This window comes from Okibacterium fritillariae (genome assembly GCF_052783725.1).
Map to the genome: position 1 here is coordinate 1616483 of NZ_CP199917.1, position 21900 is coordinate 1638382.

The 21900-nt window shown below is 67.3% G+C and carries 20 protein-coding genes and 4 tRNA genes; 19 read left to right on the forward strand and 5 right to left on the reverse strand.

Translation table 11 applies throughout. The features are described from left to right. Nucleotides 1–61: 61 nt before the first annotated feature. On the reverse strand, nt 62–1390 hold the full coding sequence (locus ACUWEX_RS07540) for a M18 family aminopeptidase (RefSeq protein WP_445995841.1): 1329 nt from the start codon (nt 1388–1390) through the stop codon (nt 62–64). Nucleotides 1391–1445: 55 nt separating this feature from the next. Next, nucleotides 1446–2021: a MarR family winged helix-turn-helix transcriptional regulator gene (locus ACUWEX_RS07545; RefSeq protein WP_445995842.1), complete on the reverse strand. Its 576-nt coding sequence runs from the start codon at nt 2019–2021 to the stop codon at nt 1446–1448. 41 nt (nt 2022–2062) lie between these two features. Between ACUWEX_RS07545 and ACUWEX_RS07550 the strand changes: the two genes are divergently transcribed. From ACUWEX_RS07550 to ACUWEX_RS07565, 4 genes are all read left to right on the forward strand, one after another. Further along, nucleotides 2063–3196, forward strand: a complete 1134-nt coding sequence (locus tag ACUWEX_RS07550; RefSeq protein ID WP_445995843.1) for an FUSC family protein — start codon at nt 2063–2065, stop codon at nt 3194–3196. A gap of 12 nt (nt 3197–3208) precedes the next feature. Further along, a complete protein-coding gene (locus tag ACUWEX_RS07555) occupies nt 3209–3934 on the forward strand; it encodes a DNA-3-methyladenine glycosylase (RefSeq protein WP_445995844.1) in 726 nt (241 codons plus the stop codon). Nucleotides 3935–4098: 164 nt separating this feature from the next. Next, nucleotides 4099–4359, forward strand: a complete 261-nt coding sequence (locus ACUWEX_RS07560; protein ID WP_445995845.1) for a hypothetical protein — start codon at nt 4099–4101, stop codon at nt 4357–4359. Nucleotides 4360–4368: 9 nt separating this feature from the next. Next, nucleotides 4369–5385, forward strand: a complete 1017-nt coding sequence (locus ACUWEX_RS07565) for a glutathione S-transferase family protein (RefSeq protein ID WP_445995846.1) — start codon at nt 4369–4371, stop codon at nt 5383–5385. On the opposite strand, the gene ACUWEX_RS07570 is transcribed toward ACUWEX_RS07565, so the two are convergent. The 3 genes from ACUWEX_RS07570 to ACUWEX_RS07580 form a co-directional block, all read right to left on the reverse strand. Further along, entirely contained in the window at nt 5382–6020 is a 639-nt protein-coding gene (locus tag ACUWEX_RS07570; protein ID WP_445995847.1) for a CYTH domain-containing protein, read from the reverse strand. The two genes, ACUWEX_RS07565 and ACUWEX_RS07570, sit on opposite strands and share 4 nt — an antisense overlap. A 132-nt stretch (nt 6021–6152) precedes the next feature. Further along, nucleotides 6153–6704 (reverse strand): type 1 glutamine amidotransferase domain-containing protein, encoded by a 552-nt coding sequence (locus ACUWEX_RS07575; protein ID WP_445995848.1) that lies wholly within the window; start codon nt 6702–6704, stop codon nt 6153–6155. A gap of 183 nt (nt 6705–6887) precedes the next feature. Continuing rightward, nucleotides 6888–6963: transfer RNA gene (locus ACUWEX_RS07580), tRNA-Val, on the reverse strand. 289 nt (nt 6964–7252) lie between these two features. Here ACUWEX_RS07580 and ACUWEX_RS07585 point away from each other — a divergent pair. The 15 genes from ACUWEX_RS07585 (at nt 7253) to secF (ending at nt 21791) form a co-directional block, all read left to right on the forward strand. Next, a tRNA-Gly gene (locus tag ACUWEX_RS07585) sits at nt 7253–7324 on the forward strand. A 54-nt stretch (nt 7325–7378) separates the two neighbouring features. Then, nucleotides 7379–7452: transfer RNA gene (locus ACUWEX_RS07590), tRNA-Cys, on the forward strand. 36 nt (nt 7453–7488) lie between these two features. After that, nucleotides 7489–7560, forward strand: a tRNA-Val gene (locus ACUWEX_RS07595). 815 nt (nt 7561–8375) lie between these two features. Then, nucleotides 8376–11021: a DUF7507 domain-containing protein gene (locus ACUWEX_RS07600; RefSeq protein WP_445995849.1), complete on the forward strand. Its 2646-nt coding sequence runs from the start codon at nt 8376–8378 to the stop codon at nt 11019–11021. 166 nt (nt 11022–11187) lie between these two features. Beyond that, on the forward strand, nt 11188–13107 hold the full coding sequence (gene thrS, locus ACUWEX_RS07605) for a threonine--tRNA ligase (protein WP_445997622.1): 1920 nt from the start codon (nt 11188–11190) through the stop codon (nt 13105–13107). Beyond that, nucleotides 13095–13682, forward strand: a complete 588-nt coding sequence (locus ACUWEX_RS07610; protein ID WP_445995850.1) for an HIT family protein — start codon at nt 13095–13097, stop codon at nt 13680–13682. Before thrS ends, ACUWEX_RS07610 begins: the two co-directional genes overlap by 13 nt. Nucleotides 13683–13773: 91 nt before the next feature. Continuing rightward, entirely contained in the window at nt 13774–14676 is a 903-nt protein-coding gene (gene pdxS / locus ACUWEX_RS07615) for a pyridoxal 5'-phosphate synthase lyase subunit PdxS (RefSeq protein ID WP_079727544.1), read from the forward strand. After that, the gene (pdxT, locus tag ACUWEX_RS07620) at nt 14666–15274 is read left to right on the forward strand and encodes a pyridoxal 5'-phosphate synthase glutaminase subunit PdxT (protein WP_445995851.1); all 609 of its coding nucleotides are present in this window, start codon (nt 14666–14668) and stop codon (nt 15272–15274) included. The genes pdxS and pdxT overlap by 11 nt, the downstream gene beginning before the upstream one ends. 92 nt (nt 15275–15366) lie before the next feature. Next, nucleotides 15367–16131, forward strand: a complete 765-nt coding sequence (locus tag ACUWEX_RS07625) for a YebC/PmpR family DNA-binding transcriptional regulator (RefSeq protein ID WP_077053245.1) — start codon at nt 15367–15369, stop codon at nt 16129–16131. A gap of 12 nt (nt 16132–16143) precedes the next feature. Continuing rightward, a complete protein-coding gene (gene ruvC, locus ACUWEX_RS07630; RefSeq protein ID WP_445997623.1) occupies nt 16144–16788 on the forward strand; it encodes a crossover junction endodeoxyribonuclease RuvC in 645 nt (214 codons plus the stop codon). Further along, nucleotides 16785–17420 carry a Holliday junction branch migration protein RuvA gene (ruvA, locus tag ACUWEX_RS07635; protein WP_445995852.1) on the forward strand — a complete coding sequence of 212 codons (636 nt, stop codon included), beginning with the start codon at nt 16785–16787 and terminating at the stop codon, nt 17418–17420. The genes ruvC and ruvA overlap by 4 nt, the downstream gene beginning before the upstream one ends. After that, the gene (gene ruvB / locus ACUWEX_RS07640; protein WP_445995853.1) at nt 17420–18442 is read left to right on the forward strand and encodes a Holliday junction branch migration DNA helicase RuvB; all 1023 of its coding nucleotides are present in this window, start codon (nt 17420–17422) and stop codon (nt 18440–18442) included. The genes ruvA and ruvB overlap by 1 nt, the downstream gene beginning before the upstream one ends. 68 nt (nt 18443–18510) lie before the next feature. After that, a complete protein-coding gene (yajC, locus tag ACUWEX_RS07645; RefSeq protein WP_079727548.1) occupies nt 18511–18933 on the forward strand; it encodes a preprotein translocase subunit YajC in 423 nt (140 codons plus the stop codon). 63 nt (nt 18934–18996) lie between these two features. After that, nucleotides 18997–20754: a protein translocase subunit SecD gene (gene secD, locus ACUWEX_RS07650; RefSeq protein ID WP_079727549.1), complete on the forward strand. Its 1758-nt coding sequence runs from the start codon at nt 18997–18999 to the stop codon at nt 20752–20754. After that, entirely contained in the window at nt 20754–21791 is a 1038-nt protein-coding gene (gene secF / locus ACUWEX_RS07655; protein ID WP_445995854.1) for a protein translocase subunit SecF, read from the forward strand. The genes secD and secF overlap by 1 nt, the downstream gene beginning before the upstream one ends. Nucleotides 21792–21900: the final 109 nt, after the last annotated feature.

Consider the following 21900-nt stretch of genomic DNA (forward strand, 5'->3'; position numbering starts at 1 on the left):
CCCCTTCGTCGCGCGTTCCGACCTTCCGGCCGTGGCAGTTCGCTCGTCCGCGGCTCGCGTGCTACTTCTCGTCGGCGGGTGCGAAGAACGCCCCGATCGCCGAGCTGAGCGCGGGGGCATCGTCGACGTGGCACAGCTCGCGCGCCGAGTGCATCGAGAGCAGGCCGATGCCGACATCCACCGTGCGAATTCCGAGGCGCGTCGCCGTGAGCGGCCCGATCGTCGAGCCGCACGGGATGACGTTGTTCGACACGAACTCCTGATACGGCACGCCGGCCTGCGCCGCGGCGTGGGCGAACATCGCCGCCCCGTGCGCATCGGTGGCGTAACGCTGGTTGGCGTTGATCTTGAGCAGCGGACCGGACCCCGCGATCGGCCGGTTGGCCGGGTCGTGGCGCTCGGGGTAGTTGGGGTGCACGACATGCCCGGCGTCGGCCGAGAGGCACCACGAGGCGGCGTAGGCCCGCAGGCGGTCGCTGGGGGTCTGGCCGAGCCCCGCGCCGATGCGCGTGAGCACGTCGTCGAGGAACGGGCCGCTGGCGCCCGAGCGCGTCTCCGAGCCGAGTTCCTCGTGGTCGAAGGCCGCCAGCACGCTGATGGTCTTGGTGTCGGCGGGGACCTCCATCAGCGCCCGTAGGCCCGCGAAGACCGAGCTGAGGTTGTCCATGCGCCCGGCCGCGAAGAGTTTCTTGTCGAGGCCGAAGCGGGCGGGCGCCTGCGTGTCGGCGGTGAGGATGTCGTAGCCCTTCACATCCGCCGCGTCGAGCCCGGCGAGCCCCGCCAGGTGTGCGAGCAGATCGGAGTGGCCGACATCCCCGACGCCGTAGACGGGCGCGGTGTGGCGCTGCTTGTCGAGCGTGAGGCCGTCGTTGACGCCGCGATCGAGGTGGATGGCGAGCTGCGGGATGCGCAGGAACGGGCCCGTGCGCACGAGGCGCTCGTTGCCCTGCCGGTCGACGAGGCGCCCGGCGAGCTCGATCTCGCGGTCGAGCCAGGAGTTGAGCAGGGGGCCGCCGTAGACCTCGACGCCGGCCTGCAGCCATCCGTTCGAGCCGATGCTGGGGTGCGGTTTGAGCTTGAAACCGGGGGAGTCGGTGTGCGCGCCGAGGATGCGGAACGGCGTGGTGGCGTGGGCGTCGCGCGGCTGCACCCACGCGATGATGGCGCCGTCGCGCACGACGTAGTGGCGGCGGGCCTCGGTGCGGGGCGAGGCCGAGTCGGAGTCGTCGCCGGTCGAGTCTGCTGCGGCGTCGAGCCAGTCGCCACGCTCGTCCAGGCGGGTGAACCCGGCCTCGTCGAGCCAGTGGGCGGCTTCGGCGGCGGCGTGATACGAGCTGGGCGAGGCCTGGAGGTAGCTGGCGAAGTCGTCGATGTAGCGGTTAACGTCCATCCCGCTATTCAATCACCGACGGCGCAACCGGAACTCGGTTCGGAAGCCATGGGCGTCACGCGTTCAGTCGTCGTTCGGCCTCGACGAGAAGCCGACGCAACGCGCTTTCGGTGGCGTCGCGATCGCCGCATCCGAGCACGTCGGCGATCTCGGCCTCGAGCCCCAGCTGCGCCGGCAGGGCTGTGTCGATCAGGTCGCGGCCGGCGGGTGTGAGGTCGACGAGCACGACGCGTTTGTCGTGGCTGCTGCGCTGTCGCTCGGCCAGGCCGGATGCCTCGAGCCGCAGCATCCGCTTGGTGATGGCGGCGTTCGACACCGTGAGCAGGTGCGCCAGCCGGGTGGCGGCCACGGGGGAGTCTGACCGGCGCAGCACGCTCAGCACGTCGAACTCGCCGCGGCCGATGCCGAACGGTTCGAGCAGGGCGTCGCTCAGCAGGGTCACGGCGCGCGACAGGCGGTGGATGCGGCCGAGCACGGCGATCGCGGTCGTGTCGAGCTCGGGCCGCACGGTCGCCCAGGCGTCACGCGTGTCGTCGACCGAGTCCCGGGTGCCGGGTGAGTCAGAGGTGACGGGTGAGTCAGAGGTGACCGGTGAGTCGGAGGTGACCGGTGAGTCGGAGGTATCGGGCACGGTGCTCCTTTGCGGAATGCTTTACTGGTAAAATATACAGCATGAGTTCTGCTGTACCCGCCCTTCCCTGGTGGAAGACCGTCTTCGTCTTCGGCCCCCACGCGGGGTCCCATCGGGTGGCCGTCCGCGCCGGGATCTCGGTCGTCGTGCCGCTCGTGACGGTCTGGGCGCTCGGCCACGTCGAATGGTCGCTCTACGCCGCTTTCGGCTCGTTCGCCGCGCTCTACGGCCGCAACGTGCGTTACCGCCACCGGTTCCTCATGCAACTCTCGGCGGCGGTCGTGCTGGTCGGTGCGGTCGTCTTGGGCGTCGTGGTCGCCGGGATGCCCTCCCACGAGTGGTGGATCGTCGGCATCGGAGCCGCGTGGGCCACGCTCGTGGCCGTCCTCTCCGACGTGTTCCGCTGGAACCCGCCCGGCCCGCTCTTCGGCGTCTTCGCGCTGTGCGCCGTCGCGTCGGTGCCGCCCGGCCCCGATTCGCTCCTCATCGCCTTTGTCGTCTCGTCGGGAGCCGCCGTCGTATCGCTCCTCGTCGGCGGCGCGGGTTCGGTAATCGTCAGACGCGCCCGAGCGGACGAGCGTGTCGCCGCATCCGCCCGGCCCGCGGACGCTCCCTCGAACCCCGTCGCCCGCCGGCGCACCCGGCTCCTTCCCGACGGCGCCCAGCGGCTCGCCCATGCCGCCCGTTTCGGCGTCGCCGCGGCCCTCGCCGGCGGCCTCTCGACGGCGCTCGGCATCGGCCACCCCTACTGGGCCATGATCGCCGCCGTCGTTCCCCTCGTCGCCGTGCGCCTCTCGCATTCGGCCCTGCGCGCCACCCACCGCATCGTCGGAACCTTCCTCGGCCTCATCCTCGCGGCCATCCTGCTGTCTGCTCAGCCCTCCGGTCTCGCCGCCATCGCGCTCGTCGTGGCGCTGCAGATCGCGGCCGAGCTCTTCGTCACGCGCAACTACGGCTTCGCGCTGCTGTTCGTCACACCGCTCGCCCTCGTCATGATCGACCTCGCGCATCCCACCGACACGGCCACGCTCATCGTCGACCGCCTCGTCGAAACGGCCCTCGGAACGGTCGTCGCCCTGCTCGTGGCCGCCGCAACCTGGGCCATCTGGGGCCGCCGCGATCGCGCCTCGACATCTCGTTCACGCGGCCCGTTGCCCGCAACCCCGGCCGCTTGAGAAGATGAGCGGATGCGCGCATCCCGATCTTTCTTCGCCCGCGACGCGCTCGAGGTAGCCCCCGAACTGCTTGGCGCCCACCTCACGATCTCGTCCCCCGAGGGCGACATCACGGTGCGCATCACCGAGACGGAGGCCTACCACGGCCTCGGAACGGGTCAGGTGCACGACGCTGGCTCACACGCCCGCATGGGCAAGACCGCGCGCAACGCCACCATGTTCGGCGAACCCGGGCACCTCTACGTGTACTTCTCCTACGGCATGCACAACGCGGTGAACGTCGCTTGTTCGCCCGAGGGCGTCGCCTCAGGAGTACTGCTCCGCGCGGGCGAGATCGTCGCGGGGGAGGAGCTGGCCCGCAGCCGCCGGCCCGCCGCCAAGACGTCTCGCGACCTCGCCCGTGGTCCGGGCCGTCTCGCTCAGGCGCTCGGCCTCGTCTACACCCTGCACGACGGCATGGATGCCCTGAGCGACACGCCGCTGCAGGCATACAGATCCGGCGGGCCCCGTGGGCCGGAGCATGCCGGCGACGAGCGGCCGCTCGACCCACGCACGCGGGCCCACCTCGAACTGCCCGATGTCCCTCCCCGGCACATCTCCAGCGGCCCCCGCACGGGCGTGAGCGGCGAGGCCGGGTCGGAGGCGTTCCCCTGGCGCTTCTGGATCACCGACGACCCGACCGTCTCGCCGTATCGGCCCGCGGCACCCCGCACGGCCCGCCGGGCACCCTCGACCTGACATCCCGTGTCCTCCGCTGGTCGCCGCATCCCCTCGACCTGACGCCGCGGCATCCGAGGCTCATGGCGTGCGACCTCGTGGCATGCCTCGTGCCATCCCGCAACCCCGTTTCTCGGCCCCAGCGGCTCACCTAGTCTGCTGAACACACCGACAAAAGGAGCGACATGCCTGACGCACAACTCGGAGACAACGACGGCGACTACACGGTCGAGAAGGCCGAAGAGCAGGGAACCGGGGGATACGGCGGACCGTTCCCGACCGACCCGGCCGAGGAATCGACCGAGGGCGGCGGCTCGAAAGCCGACGGCACGAAAGCGGGCGAAACCGCCGACGGCCCCGCCTACACCTACGACGCCGACAGCGACACGGTCGAATCAGAAGACGACGACGCCTCGGGCGCAGCCTCCACAGACGGCGACGCGTAGGCTCGACCCATGGCAGAGAGCACGCAGGGCCGCTACGTCGAGCCCGGTCAAGAGTTCAACCGCGACACCAACTACATCGAGGACCGCATCACGCGTGACGGCCGCGACGGCTGGCCGGTCGAGGCGGGGCGATACCGGCTGGTAGCGGCTCGGGCGTGCCCCTGGGCCAACCGATCCATCATCGTGCGGCGCCTACTCGGCCTCGAAGACGCGATCAGCCTCGGCCTGCCCGGCCCCACGCACGACAAGGACAGCTGGACGTTCGACCTCGACGAGGGCGGCGTTGACCCCGTGCTCGGCATCGAGCGCCTGCAGCAGGCCTTCTTCGCCCGCTTCCCCGACTACCCGCGCGGCATCACGGTGCCCGCCATCGTCGACGTTCCGAGCGGCAAGGTCGTCACCAACAACTACCCTCAGATCACGCTCGACTTCTCGACCGAGTGGACCGAATTCCACCGCGACGGCGCGCCGGACCTCTACCCGGAGCACCTGCGGGCCGAGATCGACGACGTCGCCGAGAAGATCTTCCACGACGTCAACAACGGCGTCTACAAGGCCGGTTTCGCCGGTTCGCAGCGCGCCTACGAGCGCGCCTACGACACCCTCTTCGCACGCCTCGACTGGCTCGAGGAACGGCTCGCCGGGCAGCGCTACCTCGTCGGCGACACGATCACCGAAGCGGATGTCCGCCTCTTCACGACCCTTGCGCGCTTCGACGCCGTCTATCACGGCCACTTCAAGTGCAACCGCAACAAGCTGACCGAGATGCCGGTCCTGTGGGCCTACGCGCGCGATCTCTTCCAGACCCCCGGATTCGGCGACACGATCGACTTCGACCAGATCAAGAAGCATTACTACATCGTGCACAGCGACATCAACCCGACGGGCATCGTGCCGAAGGGCCCCTCAGAGACCGGATGGCTGACCCCGCACGGTCGTGAGGCCCTCGGGGGTCGCCCGTTTGGTGACGGCACCCCGCCGCTTCCGCCGCGGGCGGGCGAAGAGGTTCCGACGCTGCGCGACTAGCCCTCGAAGTCGGCGTCTGCGCCCAGGGCGCGGGCGATCTTGGCGACCGTCGACGAGGGCCGCGCTCCGGCTGCGACGAGCACTCGCTCGATGTCATCCAGCAGGGCGGTGCGTTCGTCCCGTGTGGCGGGCGCCCCCGGCAGGAGCTCCGCTTCCCACTCACGCCAGGCGCGCTTCGTGCCGGCCCGCAGGTCCGTCGTCGACACCTCGTCGTCGGCGATCTCGGCCACATCGTTCCCCGCAGCATCCTGCAGGTGAACCAGAGTGCGAACAGTGTGGATGCGTGCCAACGGCGTCACCGTCCGGCCCGCCAGGACCGGTGCCAAGCGTTCGAGCACGCCCTCTGGCACGGACTCCTCGGACCCGTCCTCCAACGGCCAGTGCACCTCGGTGCGACCTTCGTCGGCGGGCAGCTTGACATGCCACCCCTCGTCCGCGCCGCCGGAGCGCCGCCGGATGATGATGTGATTCGCCGCCAGGGCCTGATCCGCCGTGTCGAAGTAGAGCGCGTCGAGCGGCACGCCCTCGTGCCGGGTGACCGCCTCCACGCCCTCGACCTCTGTGAGGTCGGGCACGGCGCTCCCCGCGGCCACGTCATACTTGCGTTCGATCTCGACCTGCTCGGCTCCTGACATGGCATCCTGTCTACCCGGCTGGGCGGCATGCGGCCAGCACCCACGCCGACGCGCCGTGTTGTGACGCTCACCGGGCAGCAAAAAGGGGATGAGCGTCGAAACGCCATCCCCTCGTCGCTCACCGGGTCGCTCTTAGGCGGTCTGACCGGAGTGCTCACCCTCGGCGATCTCCTCGACGAGCTTGGCGTTGAACGCCGGCAGGTCGTCGGGCGTGCGACTCGACACGAGGCCGCTGTCGACCACGACCTCCTCGTCGACCCAATCGGCGCCGGCGTTCTTGAGGTCGGTCTGCAAGCTGGCGAAGCTGGTCATCTGGCGTCCGCGCACGACGTCGGCCTCGATCAGCAACCACGGGCCGTGGCAGATCACGCCGACCGGTTTGTGCTGCTCGAAGAATGAGCGGGCGAACGACACGGCACCCTGCTCCATGCGGATGTTGTCGGCATTCACGACTCCGCCCGGCAACACGAGCGCGTCGAACGCATCGGCCGAAGCATCCGCAACCGTCTGGTCCACGCTCTGCGTGTGGCCGTTCTTGCCGGTCACCTCGCCCGACGACGGCGCCACCAGGGTGGGGATGCCGCCAGCCTCCGTCACGGCCTCCCAGGGGCTCGTCAGCTCAGCGTCCTCGAAACCGTCGGTCAACAGAAAAGCGACCTTCTTACCCGAAATGTTCTCAGCCATCGTGGAATCCTTCCTTCTCGCGTCGTCCGGCCAACCGGTCGAACGCATCCCACGCTAAAACGACACGGATGCCGGCGACACCCCGTTGACGAACCAGCGGACCCGACGTAGCGGGCCCCAGAGAGGCCCCGCCGTCTCAGGCACAAAAAAATCCGCCAGCAACAGCTGACGGAGATGAGGGGATGGTGGGCGATACCGGACTCGAACCGATGACCTCTTCCGTGTGAAGGAAGCGCGCTACCAACTGCGCCAATCGCCCGCGAAACGGAAGAACGTCCGCCTGCGAGATTCGATCTTAGCGGAGCGAAACCGGGAAACGCGAACCGGGCCGACATCCGCACCCCGACGAGCGGTCCGCCAAAAAATTTACCCGAAAACAGAGAAAAATTACCCTAAGACGATCGGCCCGGTCACATCCCGAATCGGCGACCGAAACGAAACCCCCGAAACCGTCACAAACACCCCGAAAACCGAAAAAGTGGGTTCTCGGTTTGTGCAAAGCGTTCCCCGTCAGTTAGAGTTCCTAAGCACTCAGAAATGAGCGCAATGCGGATGTGGCGCAGTGGTAGCGCATCACCTTGCCAAGGTGAGGGTCGCGAGTTCGAATCTCGTCATCCGCTCGAGTGTCAAGATCAGTCTTCCAGGCTGGTCACGGCATGTGGGCAACCACACGCGGTGGCGTGGCCGAGAGGCGAGGCAGCGGCCTGCAAAGCCGTCCACACGGGTTCGAATCCCGTCGCCACCTCCAACACTCACAAACCCCACACATCGAAAGATGTTCAGCGGGCGATTGGCGCAGCGGTAGCGCGCTTCCCTGACACGGAAGAGGTCACTGGTTCGATCCCAGTATCGCCCACAGACAAAACCCCGGATTTCATCCGGGGTTTTTTTGTTTGGGACAAGCTGCAGCTGTTCGCAGCGATCGTTCGTGTTGGGGATCGACAGTGACCCGCGATCGCATAACCTGCGATCGCGCTGGTTCGATCCCAGTATCGCCCACAGACAAAACCCCGGAGTTCATCCGGGGTTTTTTGTTTGGGAAAAGCTGCAACTGTTCGTAGCCATCGCTCGTGTTGGGGATCGACAGTGACCCGCGATCGCATAACCTGCGATCGCGCTGGTTCGATCCCAGTATCGCCCACAAGCAAACCCCCGGATCAAGATCCGGGGGTTTTTCGTTTTCGACAAGCTGCAACCCGAAGCAGCAGCGATTCATGTTGGGGATCGACAGTGACCCGCGATCGCATAACCCGCGATCGCGCTGGTTCGATCCCAGTACGGCCAGCCAACCGAGCCTCCGGATTGAGATCTGGAGGCTTCCTGCTGGGGCAGGTGCAGCTATTGGCAGCTGAGGGTTCTTTGGGGGATCGGCGGTGGTCCGCGATCGCATGACCTGCGATCGGGGTAGTTCGGTCCCGGTATCGCGACATACGGACCAGAGCTTGGCGATGTGTATCTCACTGTTGCAAGCAATATATCAGCATGTCATGATGTGATGACAGTTTGATGAATGGAGTGTGCCGAGTGATCGATCCAGGTAGAGGGCAGAAGAAGAGGTCGCGAACGCGGCGAAATCGCGGGCGGGGGCTTGTTGCAGCGGCTTGCGTCGCTCTGATGGTCGGGGGTGGCGCCGCGAGCGCTGCGTTGGCCGCGGTGCCGGTGACGCCCTCCATGAGCGGAGGCGTGATCGGTACGCAGAAGAACACCGACGTGCCGCGCGAGTGCGAGGGTGACGAAGTCCTCATCGGTGCCCGAGGGCAGAACCGTGTGGGAGCGACGGGCCCCGGCGGCATCCTCGTGCAATTGGATCTCTTGTGCGGTTCCGTCGACATCGGTGCCGATGGAAAGCCTGCTGTGACCCCGAACGCGGAATGGCTGACCTTTCCCACATTCAACGAGAGCCGGGGCAACACCACCGAAGGCCTCTGCCCGGCGAACCAAGTGGCCTATCAGCTCTCCGGCTCGACCTTCACCAGCGAAGCCACACAGTGGACGCAGAGCGCGATCCTCAGTTGCCGCCCCCTCGTCGTGACAGCCGACGGTGAGCTGAAGGTGGATGGCACGGCACAGAAGACGCTCGTGACAGCGGGAGACAGCCGTGCCAACCCCACGGGCCAGCGCATCGAAGGACCGTTGTGCGAATCGGGTGATGGTGAGCTGAATTCATCCATCGTGCGGGGCTACCGTCCACAGCTCGGCGGCGAAGGTCTCGACGGGTACGCGCCCAGTTGTGCGACCTTCGCGGTCGATCACGGCGATGCGCCCGAGAGCTATGGGGCGGCATCCCACCCCGCGAACGCGGGCACGTTCCTCGGCACACTGGTCGACGGCGAGAAGACGTCCGCCTTCAGTGCCGACGCTCGCGGTGACGACGCCTCCTCCGGGGATCGCCCGAACGTGGCTGTCGACGATGAGGATGGCGTCGCCACTCTGCCGACCGTCCAGGCCGTCGAAGGTGCGGGGTACTCGCTCGACATCTCGACCACGAACCGTGTCCTGTCGGTTCCGGCCACACTGACCGCCTGGATCGACTTCGACCGGAACGGAACGTTCGAGCCGAATGAAGCCGCCTCGGCCGCCGTTCCTCCCGGTGCATCCGGCACCAGCACGCGCGTGACCTGGACGGGCCTCGAGAAGCGCATCGCGGCCAGCGGACCGTCGTTCGCGCGGGTTCGCCTCGCTGTCGGGACCGACGCCACGCCCAGCCCGGTTGGCCCGCAGCGCGCGGGTGAAGTCGAGGACTACTCCGTTGAGCTTGTCGCCGCCGAGCCCACGCTCGATCTCGAGAAGACCGTTGAAAAGGTGACGGATGTATCGAAAGACGCCGTCACCAACACCTCCGATGTGCTGACCTACGCGTTCGTCGTCACCAACCCGAGCTCAGTGTCTCTGACGGGCGTGACGGTCACGGACCCGCTTCCCGGGCTCGGCACCCTCACGGCCTCGGTCTGGCCGAGCGGCAGCGCCGGCGTGCTGCGTCCCGGCCAGAGTGTCACGTTCCGAGCCGACTACACGGTGACCCAGGCGGACGCCGATCGCGGGTCGGTGGTCAACACGGCATCCGCCTCGGCGCAGTCTCCGCTCGGCCAGGCCGTGGACGCACCCGACTCGACGACCACGACACCGCTCGACCGAACCGCGAGCCTGACCCTGACGAAGATGGGCCTTCTGGCCCCGGGCGATGCCGAAGCGGGGGAACGGGTCGACTACACCTTCACGGTCACCAACACCGGGTCGCTGACGGTCGCCCAAACCGCGATCGTCGACCCGAAGCCCGGTCTCAGCACGCTGGAGTACGACGCCTGGCCGGGAACACCCGGTTCGTTGGCCCCGGGCGAGACGGTCACGGCATCCGCGACATATGAACTCACGCAGGCGGACATCGATGCGCGTTCCGTAGATAACACCGCGACCGTATCCGGTGTCAGCGGCGCCGGCCCCGTGCCGCCCGTCGAGAGCACGGCGAGCGTTCCGATCCCGTCACGCTCCGAGATCGCCATCGAGAAGACAGCCGTCTTCGAGGGAGGCGATACACCGAAGCCCGGCGACCGCATCGCTTACGAGTTCGAAATCTCGAACGTCGGCGCCACCACCGCGAAAGACGTCACTCTGCGCGACGATTTACCTCGCCTCTCGGCACTGACATTCGAGCCGTACCCGAGCGAAACCGACGGCGTGCTGGCCCCCGGCCAGAGCGTGCACGCAACCGCCTCCTACGTTCTGACACAAGCGGACATCGATACTGGAACGGTCGACAACACCGCTTCGGCTGGGGCACGGACCCTGGACGGGAGCGTCATCCCGGAGGCGCTCGACTCGGCGAAAGTCGACCTCAACAATCTGGCCGTGCTCACCATCGAGAAGCGCGCGGCCTTCGCCGGCGGTTCGCACGCGGTCCCCGGCGAATCCGTCGAGTACTCCTTCACGGTGACGAACGAGGGCAACGTGACGCTCACCGACGTGCGAGTGGATGATCGGCTGCCCCGGCTCTCGCTCATCACCTTCGGCACGTGGCCGGGGGAGGCGGGTCAACTCGCGCCCGGAGAAACCGTGACAGCCTCGGCCAATTATGCGGTGACCGACGCCGATATCCGTGCCCAGGGTGTTTCGAATACGGCGTCGGCCACGGCATCCGCTCGCTCGGGACCCGTCGCCTCCGAACCGTCTGTGGCGATTGTGCCGCTGTCGCCCGAGCCGAAGATCATCCTCGCGGCGACCGGCGCCGCGCCCATGGTGGCAGGCCTGGCAGTGCTCGGACTGCTGATCCTCGGATCGATCCTCTGGGTCGCAGCGCGTCGGCGCGCGGCCAAGCGTTAAGCGCACCGCGCCCGACCGCAGCGGGTCCCCGCGGCTTCGGCCGCGGGGACCCGCTGCGCGTTGAGTCACCGGCATCGCACTACAGTTGTATCGAACGATTTTGTCTAAGGAGTGGACCCTGGTGCCTGACGGTTTTGAGCTATTCACCGACCGGTCCGTCGTCGCGATGCGCGTCAACGGCGAGCTGAAAGATCTGGCCACGCAGGTCACCGACGCCGACACGGTCGAGGCCGTCACGATCGACTCCGAGGATGGCTTGAACATCCTGCGTCACTCGGCCGCCCACGTGCTCGCGCAGGCCGTGCAGAAGGTCAACCCCGACGCACGCCTCGGCATCGGGCCGCCCGTCACCGACGGCTTCTACTACGACTTCGACGTGCACGAGGCGTTCACGCCCGAAGACCTCAAGGCGCTGCAGAAAGAGATGGACCGGATCATCCGGCAGGGGCAGCGTTTCGTGCGCCGCGTCGTCTCCGAAGAAGAGGCCCGCGCAGAGCTCGCCTCCGAGCCCTACAAGCTCGAGCTGATCGGCATCAAGGGCTCACCCGCCGGCGAAGACAACGAGAGCGTCGAGGTCGGCGGCGCCGAACTCACGATCTACGACAACGTCGACCCGAAGTCGGGCGAGACGCTGTGGAAGGACCTCTGCCGGGGCCCGCACCTGCCCTCGACGCGCATGATCGGCAACGGCTACGCGCTCACCCGTGTGGCCGCGGCATACTGGCGCGGTTCGGAGAAGAACCCGCAGCTGCAGCGCATCTACGGCACCGCGTGGCCCACGAAAGACGAGCTGCGCGCCTACCAGGCCCGCATGGAAGAAGCGGCGAAGCGCGACCACCGCAAGCTCGGCCGCGAGCTCGACCTCTTCAGCTTCCCCGACGAGATCGGCTCGGGCCTCGCCGTCTTCCACCCCAAGGGCGGCATCATCCGCGCCGAGATCGAGAACTACATGCGCGAGCGACTCGTCGCCTCGGGCTACGACCTCGTCAACACCCCGCACATCACCAAGGGCCACCTCTTCGAGACCAGCCAGCACCTCAGCTGGTACAAAGACGGCATGTTCCCGGCGATGCACCTCGACGCCGAGTACAACGAGGCCGGCGAAGTCACGCGTCAGGGCCAGGACTACTACCTGAAGCCCATGAACTGCCCGATGCACAACCTCATCTACCGCGCGCGGGGCCGCAGCTACCGCGAGCTGCCCATGCGTCTGGCCGAGTTCGGCACCGTCTACCGCTACGAGAAGAGCGGCACCCTCTCGGGCCTCACGCGCGTGCGCGGCCTCACCCAGGACGACGCCCACATCTACGTCACGCCCGGTCAGGTCAAGGAGGAGCTGGCCCGCCAGCTCCAGTTCGTGCTCGAGACCCTGCGCGGTTACGGCCTGAACGACTTCTACCTCGAGCTGTCGACCAAAGACCCGGTCAAGTACGTCGGCACCGACGAGGTCTGGGAGGAAGCGACCGAGACCCTGCGTCAGGTCGCCGTCGAGTCCGGTCTCGAGCTCGTCGCCGACCCCGGGGGAGCGGCCTTCTACGGCCCCAAGATCTCGGTGCAGGCTCGGGACGCCATCGGCCGCACGTGGCAGCTCTCCACCGTGCAGCTCGACTTCAACCAGCCCGAACTCTTCGAACTCGAGTACACGGCCGACGACGGATCGCGCCAGCAGCCCGTCATGATCCACCGCGCACTCCTCGGCTCGATCGAGCGTTTCTTCGCGATCCTGCTCGAGCACTACGCCGGCGCGTTCCCCGTATGGCTGAGCCCCGTGCAGGTCGTGGGCATCCCCGTCGCCGAGCAGTACGGCGACTACCTGCAAGACGTCATCGACCAGCTGAAGAAGGCCGGCGTGCGCGCCGAGGTCGACCACTCCGACGACCGCATGCAGAAGAAGATCCGCAACCACACCAAGGCCAAGGTGCCCTTCCAGCTCATCGCGGGCGAAGAGGATTCGGCCAATGGTTCGGTCAGTTTCCGGTTCCGCGACGGCACGCAGCTCAACGGCATCCCCGTGGCCGACGCCATCCAGCGCATCACCCAGTCGATCGCCGACCGCGTTCAGGTGGACACCGCATGGCCCGCCTGAGCATGGGGGACTACGACGCCGGTGAGGATGCCGCGGCATCCGAGGTGCGCATCGACGACGCCGCGCATCTCGCGGGTGTGCCCGACGAGTTCCAGCGCCTGTGGACCCCGCACCGCATGGTTTACATCGAAAAGGGCCAACAGCCCGAGGAACACGAGTGCCCGTTCTGCCACGCGCCCTCGCTGAGCGACGAGGACGGCCTCGTCGTGGCACGCGGCGAACACGCCTACGTGCTGCTCAACCTGTTCCCCTACAACAGCGGCCACCTGCTCGTCTGCCCGTATCGCCACATCGCGACCTACGACCAGGCCACTCCCGAAGAAGTGGCTGAAATCGGGGCGCTCACGCAGACCGCGATGCGCGTCATCCGTGAGGTCTCGCACAACCACGGCTTCAACATCGGCATGAATCAGGGCGAGGTGGCGGGGGCCGGAATCGCGGCACACCTGCACCAGCACATCGTGCCGCGCTGGCAGCACGACGCCAACTTCCTGCCGATCATCGCCAAGACCAAGGCGCTGCCGCAGCTGCTCGGCGACGTGCGTTCGTCGCTCGCGGCGGCCTGGCCGGCCTGATATCTCCCCGCCCGGGTGCCCCGCTTCCCGAGCGTAATACTGTGGCTTCCGGCCGCGTTCTCTTCATCAATCCCGAGTAGAATCTGAGACTATGACTGACAGCACCACGAACGGCGAATTCGGCTCCAACCGCGTGAAGCGCGGCCTGGCAGAGATGCTCAAGGGCGGTGTGATCATGGACGTCGTCACGGCGGAGCAGGCGCGCATCGCCGAAGATGCCGGCGCCGTGGCCGTGATGGCCCTCGAGCGTGTCCCCGCCGACATCCGCGCCCAGGGCGGCGTGGCCCGCATGAGCGACCCCGACCTCATCGAGGCCATCCAGGCCACCGTGTCCATCCCGGTCATGGCCAAGGCGCGCATCGGCCACTTCGTCGAGGCGCAGGTGCTCGAGGCCCTCAACGTCGACTACATCGACGAGTCCGAGGTGCTGAGCCCGGCCGACTACGTCAACCACATCGACAAGTGGGGCTTCGGCATCCCGTTCGTCTGTGGTGCCACCAACCTGGGCGAGGCCCTGCGCCGCATCAACGAGGGCGCGGCCATGATCCGTTCCAAGGGTGAGGCCGGCACGGGCGACGTCTCCGAGGCCACCAAGCACATCCGCACCATCAACGCCGAGATCCGCGCCCTGTCGGCACTGACGAAGGACGAGATCTACGTCGCCGCAAAAGAGCTGCAGGCGCCCTACGAGCTCGTCGCCGAGATCGCGCAGACCGGCAAGCTCCCCGTCGTGCTCTTCACCGCGGGCGGCGTGGCCACCCCGGCCGACGCCGCGCTCATGATGCAGCTCGGCGCCGACGGCGTGTTCGTCGGATCGGGCATCTTCAAGTCGGGGGACCCGGCCAAGCGTGCCGCCGCTATCGTCAAGGCCACCACGTTCTACGACGACGCCAAGGTCATCGCCGAAGCGTCGCGCGGTCTCGGTGAAGCCATGGTCGGCATCAACGTCGCCGACCTCGCCGCCCCGCACCGCCTCGCCGAGCGTGGCTGGTAGCGCGACGCCCCGCATCGGGGTCCTGGCACTCCAGGGCGATTTTCGCGAACACCTCGCGGTTCTGAACGGGCTCGGCGCAACGGCCGTGCCCGTTCGGCGTGCCAGTGAGCTGTCCGAGATCGACGGGCTCGTCATCCCGGGCGGCGAATCGAGCGTCATGGACAAGCTGTCGCGCGCATTCGACGTGGCCGAACCCCTGCACGACGCCATCCGGGGCGGGCTGCCCACCTATGGCACGTGCGCCGGCCTCATCATGCTCGCCGACCGCATCGTCGACGGCATCTCCGGCCAGCAGACCCTGGGTGGGCTCGACATCACCGTGCGGCGCAACGCCTTCGGCACGCAGACCGACTCGTTCGAAACCGACCTCGACATTCCCGTGCTGGGCGATCCGCCCGTGCACGCGGTCTTCATCCGCGCACCCGTCGTGGATGCTGCGGGCGAGGGCGTCGATGTCCTCGCACGCGTGCCCGACGGGCGCATCGTCGCCGTGCAGCAGGGCAACGTTCTCGGCACATCGTTCCACCCGGAGGTCACGGGCGACACGCGGTTCCACCGGTATTTCCTCGACACGATCGCCGGTCGAGTCCGGGCTTGAGCGCCCGTGGTGGCGTACGTCGGCGGTGCGCGGGCCCCGGACATCCCGTCGGGCCATAGAATAGACGGGATTTCACGGCAGTAAGGGAGCATATGTCCGGCCACTCCAAATGGGCGACGACCAAGCACAAGAAAGCGGTCATCGACCAGCGACGTGCGAAATCGTTCGCCAAGCTCATCAAGAACATCGAGGTCGCCGCCAAGATCGGCGGCGCCGACATGTCGGGAAACCCGACGCTCGTCGACGCCGTGCAGAAGGCGAAGAAGACCTCGGTCCCCAACGACAACATCGACCGCGCCATCAAGCGCGGCGCCGGTCTCACGGGCGAAGTGATCGACTACACGACGATCATGTACGAGGGCTACGGCCCCAACGGCGTCGCGCTGCTGATCGAGTGCCTCACCGACAACAAGAACCGCGCCGCGGCCGACGTGCGCACCGCCATGACGCGCAACGGCGGCACCATGGCCGACCCCGGCAGCGTGGCCTACAACTTCAGCCGCAAGGGCGTCATCGTCGTTCCGGCCGAGAACACGACGGAGGACGACATCCTCGCCGCCGTGCTCGAAGCCGGCGCCGAAGAGGTCACCAACGAGGGCGACACCTTCGAGGTCTTCACCGAAGCGTCCGACCTCGTTTCGACGCGTCAGGCGCTGCAGGAGTCGGGCATCGATTACGACTCCGCCGACGTGGCCTTCGTCCCGAACCTCAAGGTCGAGGTCGACGCCGACACCGCCCGCCGCGTGTTCAAGCTCATCGACGGGCTCGAAGACAGCGACGACGTGCAGAACATCTACACCAACCTCGACCTCAGCCCCGAGGTCGAAGCCGAGCTGCACGCCGACGACGACGAGTAGTCGAGCGTGACGATGCGCGTGCTCGGCATCGACCCCGGCCTCACCCGTTGTGGTGTGGGCGTGGTCGATGTCGAGCGCACGCGCACCGCGTCGCTTGTGCACTACAGCGTCATCCGGTCGTCGTCCGATGCGCCCATCGAGGAGCGCCTCCTGACGATCGCGCAGGGCATCGACCAAGCGATCGACGAGTTCAATCCCGCCGCGGTCGCCGTCGAGCGGGTGTTCGCCCAGCACAACCTGCGTTCCGTCATGGGGACGGCGCAGGTGTCGGGACTCGCGCTGCACGCGGCCGCGCGTCGCAGCATCCCGGTCGGCATGCACACGCCGAGCGAGGTCAAGGCTTCGATCACGGGCTATGGCTCGGCCGAGAAGAAGCAGGTGCAGACCATGGTCGCGCGCATCCTCGGCCTCGCCGAACTGCCGCAACCCGCCGACGCCGCCGACGCCTTGGCGCTGGCAATCTGCCACGCGTGGCGCGGCAACGTGTCGCTGCAGAAACAGGCCGCGGCCGCCGGCGGGGGAGTATCGACCCGCATGGCGAAGGCGCAGGCATCGGCGGGCACACGCTCGGCCGGGCTCACGCCGGCGCAACGGGCATGGCGCGCCGCCGAACGCTCCGGGGGAACGTCGGGGGCGTCGCCTAGGCTGACAGAGTGATTTCTTCGGTACGTGGAACAGTTCTGAGCGCCCTGGGTTCGACGGCCGTCATCGAGGTCGGCGGGGTGGGTCTGTCGATCCAGGTCACCCCCGAGCACGCGCTCTCGATGCGCACCGGATCAGAGGCGTTCGTGCACACCACGCTCATCGTGCGCGAAGACTCCCTCTCCCTCTTCGGCTTCGAGACCGCCGAGCAGCTCGCCGTGTTCGAGCTGCTGACGAGCGTCACGGGCGTCGGCCCCAAGTCGGCGCTCGGTGTGCTGGCCGTGCTCACCCCCGACCAGGTGGCCCGCGCCGTCTCGAGCGAAGACGACGCCGTGTTCCGCAAAGTGTCGGGCATCGGGCCCAAGACGGCCAAGCTCATCGTCGTTGCGCTGACGGGCAAACTGCGCATCACGGCATCCACCACGTCGGCCTCGTCGTCGCGCGCCGTTGCGGCCCAGCCCGTTGACGAGAGCGTGCTCGTGGCGCTCATCGGCCTGGGGTGGTCCGAGAAAATCGCCCAGCGCGCCGTGGAAGACGCGGTCGCGAACAACCCCGAAGCGGATGTCTCCTCCGTGCCCGCCCTGCTGCGCCTGGCGCTCGCCCAACTCGGGCCCGCCGCGAGTAGTGCCGCCGGGAGGGCCCGCTGATGTCCGACGATCTCACGCGCCCCGACCTCGAATCGGATGCCGAGCTCGCCTTCGAGGGTGCGCTCCGACCCGAGTCGCTCGCCGAATTCGTCGGGCAGACGAAGGTGCGCGGCCAGCTGCAGCTGCTGCTGACCGCCGCGTCGATGCAGGGGCGCACGCCCGACCACATCCTGCTCGCGGGCCCCCCCGGGCTCGGCAAGACGACGCTCGCCATGATCGTGGCGCACGAATCGGGTCGACCGTTGCGCATGTCGAGCGGCCCCGCCATCCAGCATTCGGGTGATCTGGCGGCCGTGCTGTCGTCGCTCGTGCCCGGCGAGGTGCTCTTCATCGACGAGATCCACCGCATGGCCCGATCGGCCGAAGAGATGCTCTACCTGGCGATGGAAGACTTCCGCATCGACATCATGGTCGGCAAGGGGGCGGGTGCCACGTCCGTTCCCCTCGAGCTGGCGCCGTTCACGCTCGTCGGCGCCACGACGCGGGCGGGCCTGTTGCCCAACCCGCTGCGCGACCGCTTCGGCTTCACGGCGCACCTCGAGTTCTATGAAGAAGATGAGCTGCGCGAGGTCTTGGCGCGCGCCGCCCGCCTGCTGCACTTCGATCTCGACCGCGAGGGATTGGCCGAGATCGCCGGCCGCTGCCGCGGAACGCCACGTATCGCCAACCGTCTGCTGCGCCGTGTGCGCGACTTCGCCCTCGTGCACGGTCGGGATGCCGACGCCGATGCCGTGCGCGCGGCCCTCGAGCTCTACGATGTCGACCCCCTCGGGCTCGACCGCCTCGACCGGGCCGTCATGCAGATCCTGCTCGACCGTTTCGACGGGGGACCGGTGGGTCTCAACACGCTCGCCGTGTCGGTGGGAGAGGAATCCGAGACCATCGAGAGTGTGGTCGAACCGTTCCTCGTGCGCATCGGACTCATCACGCGCACACCGCGCGGACGGGTCGCGACCCCGCAAGCCTGGAAACACTTCGGAATCGAGCCCTCCCAGGGAGCCTTCCTGCCCGGTGTCCTATAATTCAAGCTGGCCCCCTGGCCGGTTACCCCAAAACATGCGGCAAAAGCGCCGCGAAAGGTTCGTCTCTCATGGCATTTGATCCGCTGACTATCGGAATGCTCGCCATTCTGGCCGTGCTCATCTTCTTCATGTTCCGCAACGGGCAGAAGCGCAAGCGCGACATGGAAAGCCTGCAGTCCCAAGTTGTCCCCGGTGCCGAGGTGATGACCAACTTCGGTCTCTACGGCACGATCCTCGCCATCGACGAGGGCGACAACAAGGTGCAGCTCGAGACGAGCCCCGGCAACGTCGTCACCGTGCACCGCCAGACCATCGCACGCGTCATCACCGACGAGGTCATCGTGCCCGCCGACGACGCCACGGACACGGTTGCTGGCCCCGAGCTCAACGCCGACCACGCGACCTACGCCGAGAACCCCGAGTTCGGTGAGCGCGTCGACGGAACTGAGCGCACCACCAACGATTCGCGCAACAAGAAGATCGACGAATAACATACTGGAATTGCCCCGTCCGGCCCCGAAAGGGCCGGACGCCTAAGAAAGCTGAGTAAATCGTTGGCTAAGTCCAGATCGACGCCCGTGCGCAAAGCATGGCGTTCCCTCTCGTGGTTGGGTGTCATCGTCCTGGTTCTGTTTGGCGTCCTCGCCAGCGGTGTCATCTGGTCGAACGCCTCGTGGATGCCCAAACTCGCGCTCGACCTGCAAGGTGGAACGCAGATCATCCTGGCTCCGCAGCTGCAGGGCGGTGAGCAGATCACCAACGAGCAGTTGACGCAGGCGGTCTCGATCATCCGCCAGCGCGTCGACGCCTCGGGTGTCTCCGAAGCTGAGGTCACGACCGAGGGCGGGCAGAACATCGTCGTGTCCATCCCGGGCGAAGCCGACGAAGAGACGCGCAACCGCATCGAGTCGAGCGCCAAGCTCGAATTCCGTCCCGTGCTCGTCGCGGGTGCACCGGCCAACACGTTCGTGGGGGATGACGGCCAGTCCACGCCGTTCCCGTCTCCCGACCCGGGTCTCGTGGCGACGCCGACGGCCGCGCCGACGAACGGCAGCGACCTCGCATACGTCACACCGGCACTGCAGGCGCAGTTCCAGGCCTATGACTGCGCCAACCCGCCGAGCGACGAAGACCAGGCTCCGGCCGATCAGCCGCTCATCACGTGTGATGACGCCGGTTCGGCCAAGTACATTCTCGGCCCCGTCGAGCTCGATGGTTCGGCCATCACCGACGCGACGAACGGCCTGCAGACCACGCAGTCCGGCGGATCGACGGGCCAGTGGGCCGTCAACATCACGCTCGACGGCAAGGGCAGCGATGTCTTCGCCCAGATCAGCCAGCGCCTCTACGGCGCACAGGCGCCGCTCAACCAGTTCGCGTTCGTGCTCGACGGCAAGGTGCTCTCCGCCCCGTCGATGAACGGTCTGATCACCGACGGCAAGCCCAGTATCACGGGAAGCTTCACGCAGGAGACGTCCAAGACGCTCGCCGACCAGCTGAAGTACGGTGCGCTGCCCATCAGCTTCACGGTGCAGTCATCCGACACCATCTCGGCCACGCTGGGTTCGTCGCAGCTGACGATCGGCCTCATCGCCGGTCTCATCGGTCTGATCCTCGTCGTGATCTACACGCTCTTCCAATACCGTCTGCTCGGCTTCGTCACGATCGCGTCGCTCATCGTGGCGGGCATCCTGACCTACCTGTCGATCGCCCTGCTGTCGTGGAGCGAGGGCTACCGCCTGTCGCTCGCCGGTGTGGCGGGTCTGATCGTGGCCATTGGTTTCACGGCCGACTCGTTCATCGTCTACTTCGAGCGCATCCGCGACGAGTTGCGCGATGGTCGTGGGCTCGAGTCCGCGGTCGAGGCGGGTTGGCGTCGTGCCAAGCGCACGATCTACGCGTCCAAGGGTGTCAACGTGCTCGCCGCCGTCGTGCTCTACGTGCTGGCGGTCGGCAACGTGCGTGGATTCGCGTTCACGCTGGGGCTCACGACCATCATCGACATCCTGGTCGTCATCCTCTTCACGCACCCCATGCTGCAGCTGCTCGCGCAGACGCGGTTCTTCTCGAGCGGACACAAGCTGTCGGGGCTCGACCCGAACGCCCTTGGTGCCGTCTACCGCGGCCGCGCGCAGTTCCGCACGCCGACTGACGTGCCCGGTTCCAAGGTCGCCAAGTCGAGCCGCGAGGCCGAGCGTCGCCAGACCATCGCCGAGCGCAAGCGGGCCGAGCAGGAGCGCGAGTCGGTATCGGCGGGCGCAGCCACTCGCTCCGATGACGCCGCCACCACGAGCAAGAAGAAGGACGCCTGATGGCCAGCTTGACCAGCTTCGGCAACGACCTCTACACGGGTAAGAAGTCGATCAACTTCGTCGGCAAGCGCAAGGTGTCGTTCAGCGTCGCCATCGCGCTCGTCGTGTTGTCGATCCTCGTCCCCATCGTGAAGGGCGGCTTCAACTTCGGCATCGAGTTCAGCGGCGGATCGCAGTTCCAGATCGCCGAGGTCTCCACCACCGATCAGACCGTCGCACAAGATGCCGTCGCTTCGGTCGTCCCCGATGCCGTCGTGCGTGTGACCACCGTCGGTGATAACGCCGTCCGAGTCCAGACCGACCAGATGACCGCCGCCGAGACCAAAGAGGTCCAGGACTCGCTCGCCAGCGCGTACAAGGTCGACGCCTCCGAGGTCAGCACCTCGTTCATCGGCGCTTCATGGGGTGCGGATGTCACGCGCCAGGCGCTCCTCGGCCTCGTCGCGTTCCTCGCGCTCGCGTTCGTCATCATGGCCCTCTACTTCCGCACCTGGAAGATGTCCGCGGCCGCCATGCTCGCGCTTCTCGATGTGCTCATCATCACGCTCGGCGTCTACGCGGCCAGTGGCTTCGAGATCACGCCCGCGGCGGTGATCGGATTCCTCACCATCCTGGGCTATTCGCTCTACGACACGGTGGTGGTGTTCGACAAGATCCGCGAGAACACGACGGATGACGGGGAGAATGCTTCCCGCACCTTCGCCGAATCCGTCAACCTCGCGGTCAACCAGACGCTCGTGCGATCGATCAACACGTCGGTCGTGGCGGCTCTGCCCGTTGCCGCCATCCTCGTGATCGGTGACTTCGTGTTGGGCGCTGAGACGCTGCGTGACATCTCACTGTCGCTGCTGATCGGCATCCTGGTCGCCACCTACTCGACGATCTTCGTGGCGGCCCCGCTCTACGCGCTGTTCCGCCAGAACGAGCCGGCCATCAAGAAGCGCGACGCTCGTGTGCTGGCGGCCCGCGAGAAGGCCAACCGCTCGAGTGTGTCCGGCGCCTCGGCCGACACCGTTCCGGCAGCAGAGACCGTCTAACACCGCGGCCATCCGCTCCTCACCCCTCGGGGTGTCTCGCGGAGGTCGCAGAGGCCGCATCCTTCGGGATGCGGCCTCTTTTCGCGCGCAGGGGAGCGCTGGGTCGGCC

Excerpts from the sequence above, each read along its gene's own strand:
- ACUWEX_RS07550 (WP_445995843.1), top strand. The coding sequence starts at position 2,063 with ATGAGTTCTGCTGTACCCGCCCTTCCCTGGTGGAAGACCGTCTTCGTC.
- ACUWEX_RS07600 (WP_445995849.1), top strand. The coding sequence starts at position 8,376 with ATGAGCGGAGGCGTGATCGGTACGCAGAAGAACACCGACGTGCCGCGC.
- ACUWEX_RS07575 (WP_445995848.1), bottom strand. The coding sequence starts at position 6,704 with ATGGCTGAGAACATTTCGGGTAAGAAGGTCGCTTTTCTGTTGACCGAC.
- ACUWEX_RS07555 (WP_445995844.1), top strand. The coding sequence starts at position 3,209 with ATGCGCGCATCCCGATCTTTCTTCGCCCGCGACGCGCTCGAGGTAGCC.
- ACUWEX_RS07610 (WP_445995850.1), top strand. The coding sequence starts at position 13,095 with ATGGCCCGCCTGAGCATGGGGGACTACGACGCCGGTGAGGATGCCGCG.
- thrS (WP_445997622.1), top strand. The coding sequence starts at position 11,188 with ATGCGCGTCAACGGCGAGCTGAAAGATCTGGCCACGCAGGTCACCGAC.
- ruvB (WP_445995853.1), top strand. The coding sequence starts at position 17,420 with ATGTCCGACGATCTCACGCGCCCCGACCTCGAATCGGATGCCGAGCTC.
- ACUWEX_RS07565 (WP_445995846.1), top strand. The coding sequence starts at position 4,369 with ATGGCAGAGAGCACGCAGGGCCGCTACGTCGAGCCCGGTCAAGAGTTC.
- ACUWEX_RS07625 (WP_077053245.1), top strand. The coding sequence starts at position 15,367 with ATGTCCGGCCACTCCAAATGGGCGACGACCAAGCACAAGAAAGCGGTC.
- yajC (WP_079727548.1), top strand. The coding sequence starts at position 18,511 with ATGGCATTTGATCCGCTGACTATCGGAATGCTCGCCATTCTGGCCGTG.
- ACUWEX_RS07570 (WP_445995847.1), bottom strand. The coding sequence starts at position 6,020 with ATGTCAGGAGCCGAGCAGGTCGAGATCGAACGCAAGTATGACGTGGCC.
- pdxS (WP_079727544.1), top strand. The coding sequence starts at position 13,774 with ATGACTGACAGCACCACGAACGGCGAATTCGGCTCCAACCGCGTGAAG.
- ACUWEX_RS07560 (WP_445995845.1), top strand. The coding sequence starts at position 4,099 with ATGCCTGACGCACAACTCGGAGACAACGACGGCGACTACACGGTCGAG.
- secF (WP_445995854.1), top strand. The coding sequence starts at position 20,754 with ATGGCCAGCTTGACCAGCTTCGGCAACGACCTCTACACGGGTAAGAAG.
- ruvC (WP_445997623.1), top strand. The coding sequence starts at position 16,144 with ATGCGCGTGCTCGGCATCGACCCCGGCCTCACCCGTTGTGGTGTGGGC.
- ACUWEX_RS07540 (WP_445995841.1), bottom strand. The coding sequence starts at position 1,390 with ATGGACGTTAACCGCTACATCGACGACTTCGCCAGCTACCTCCAGGCC.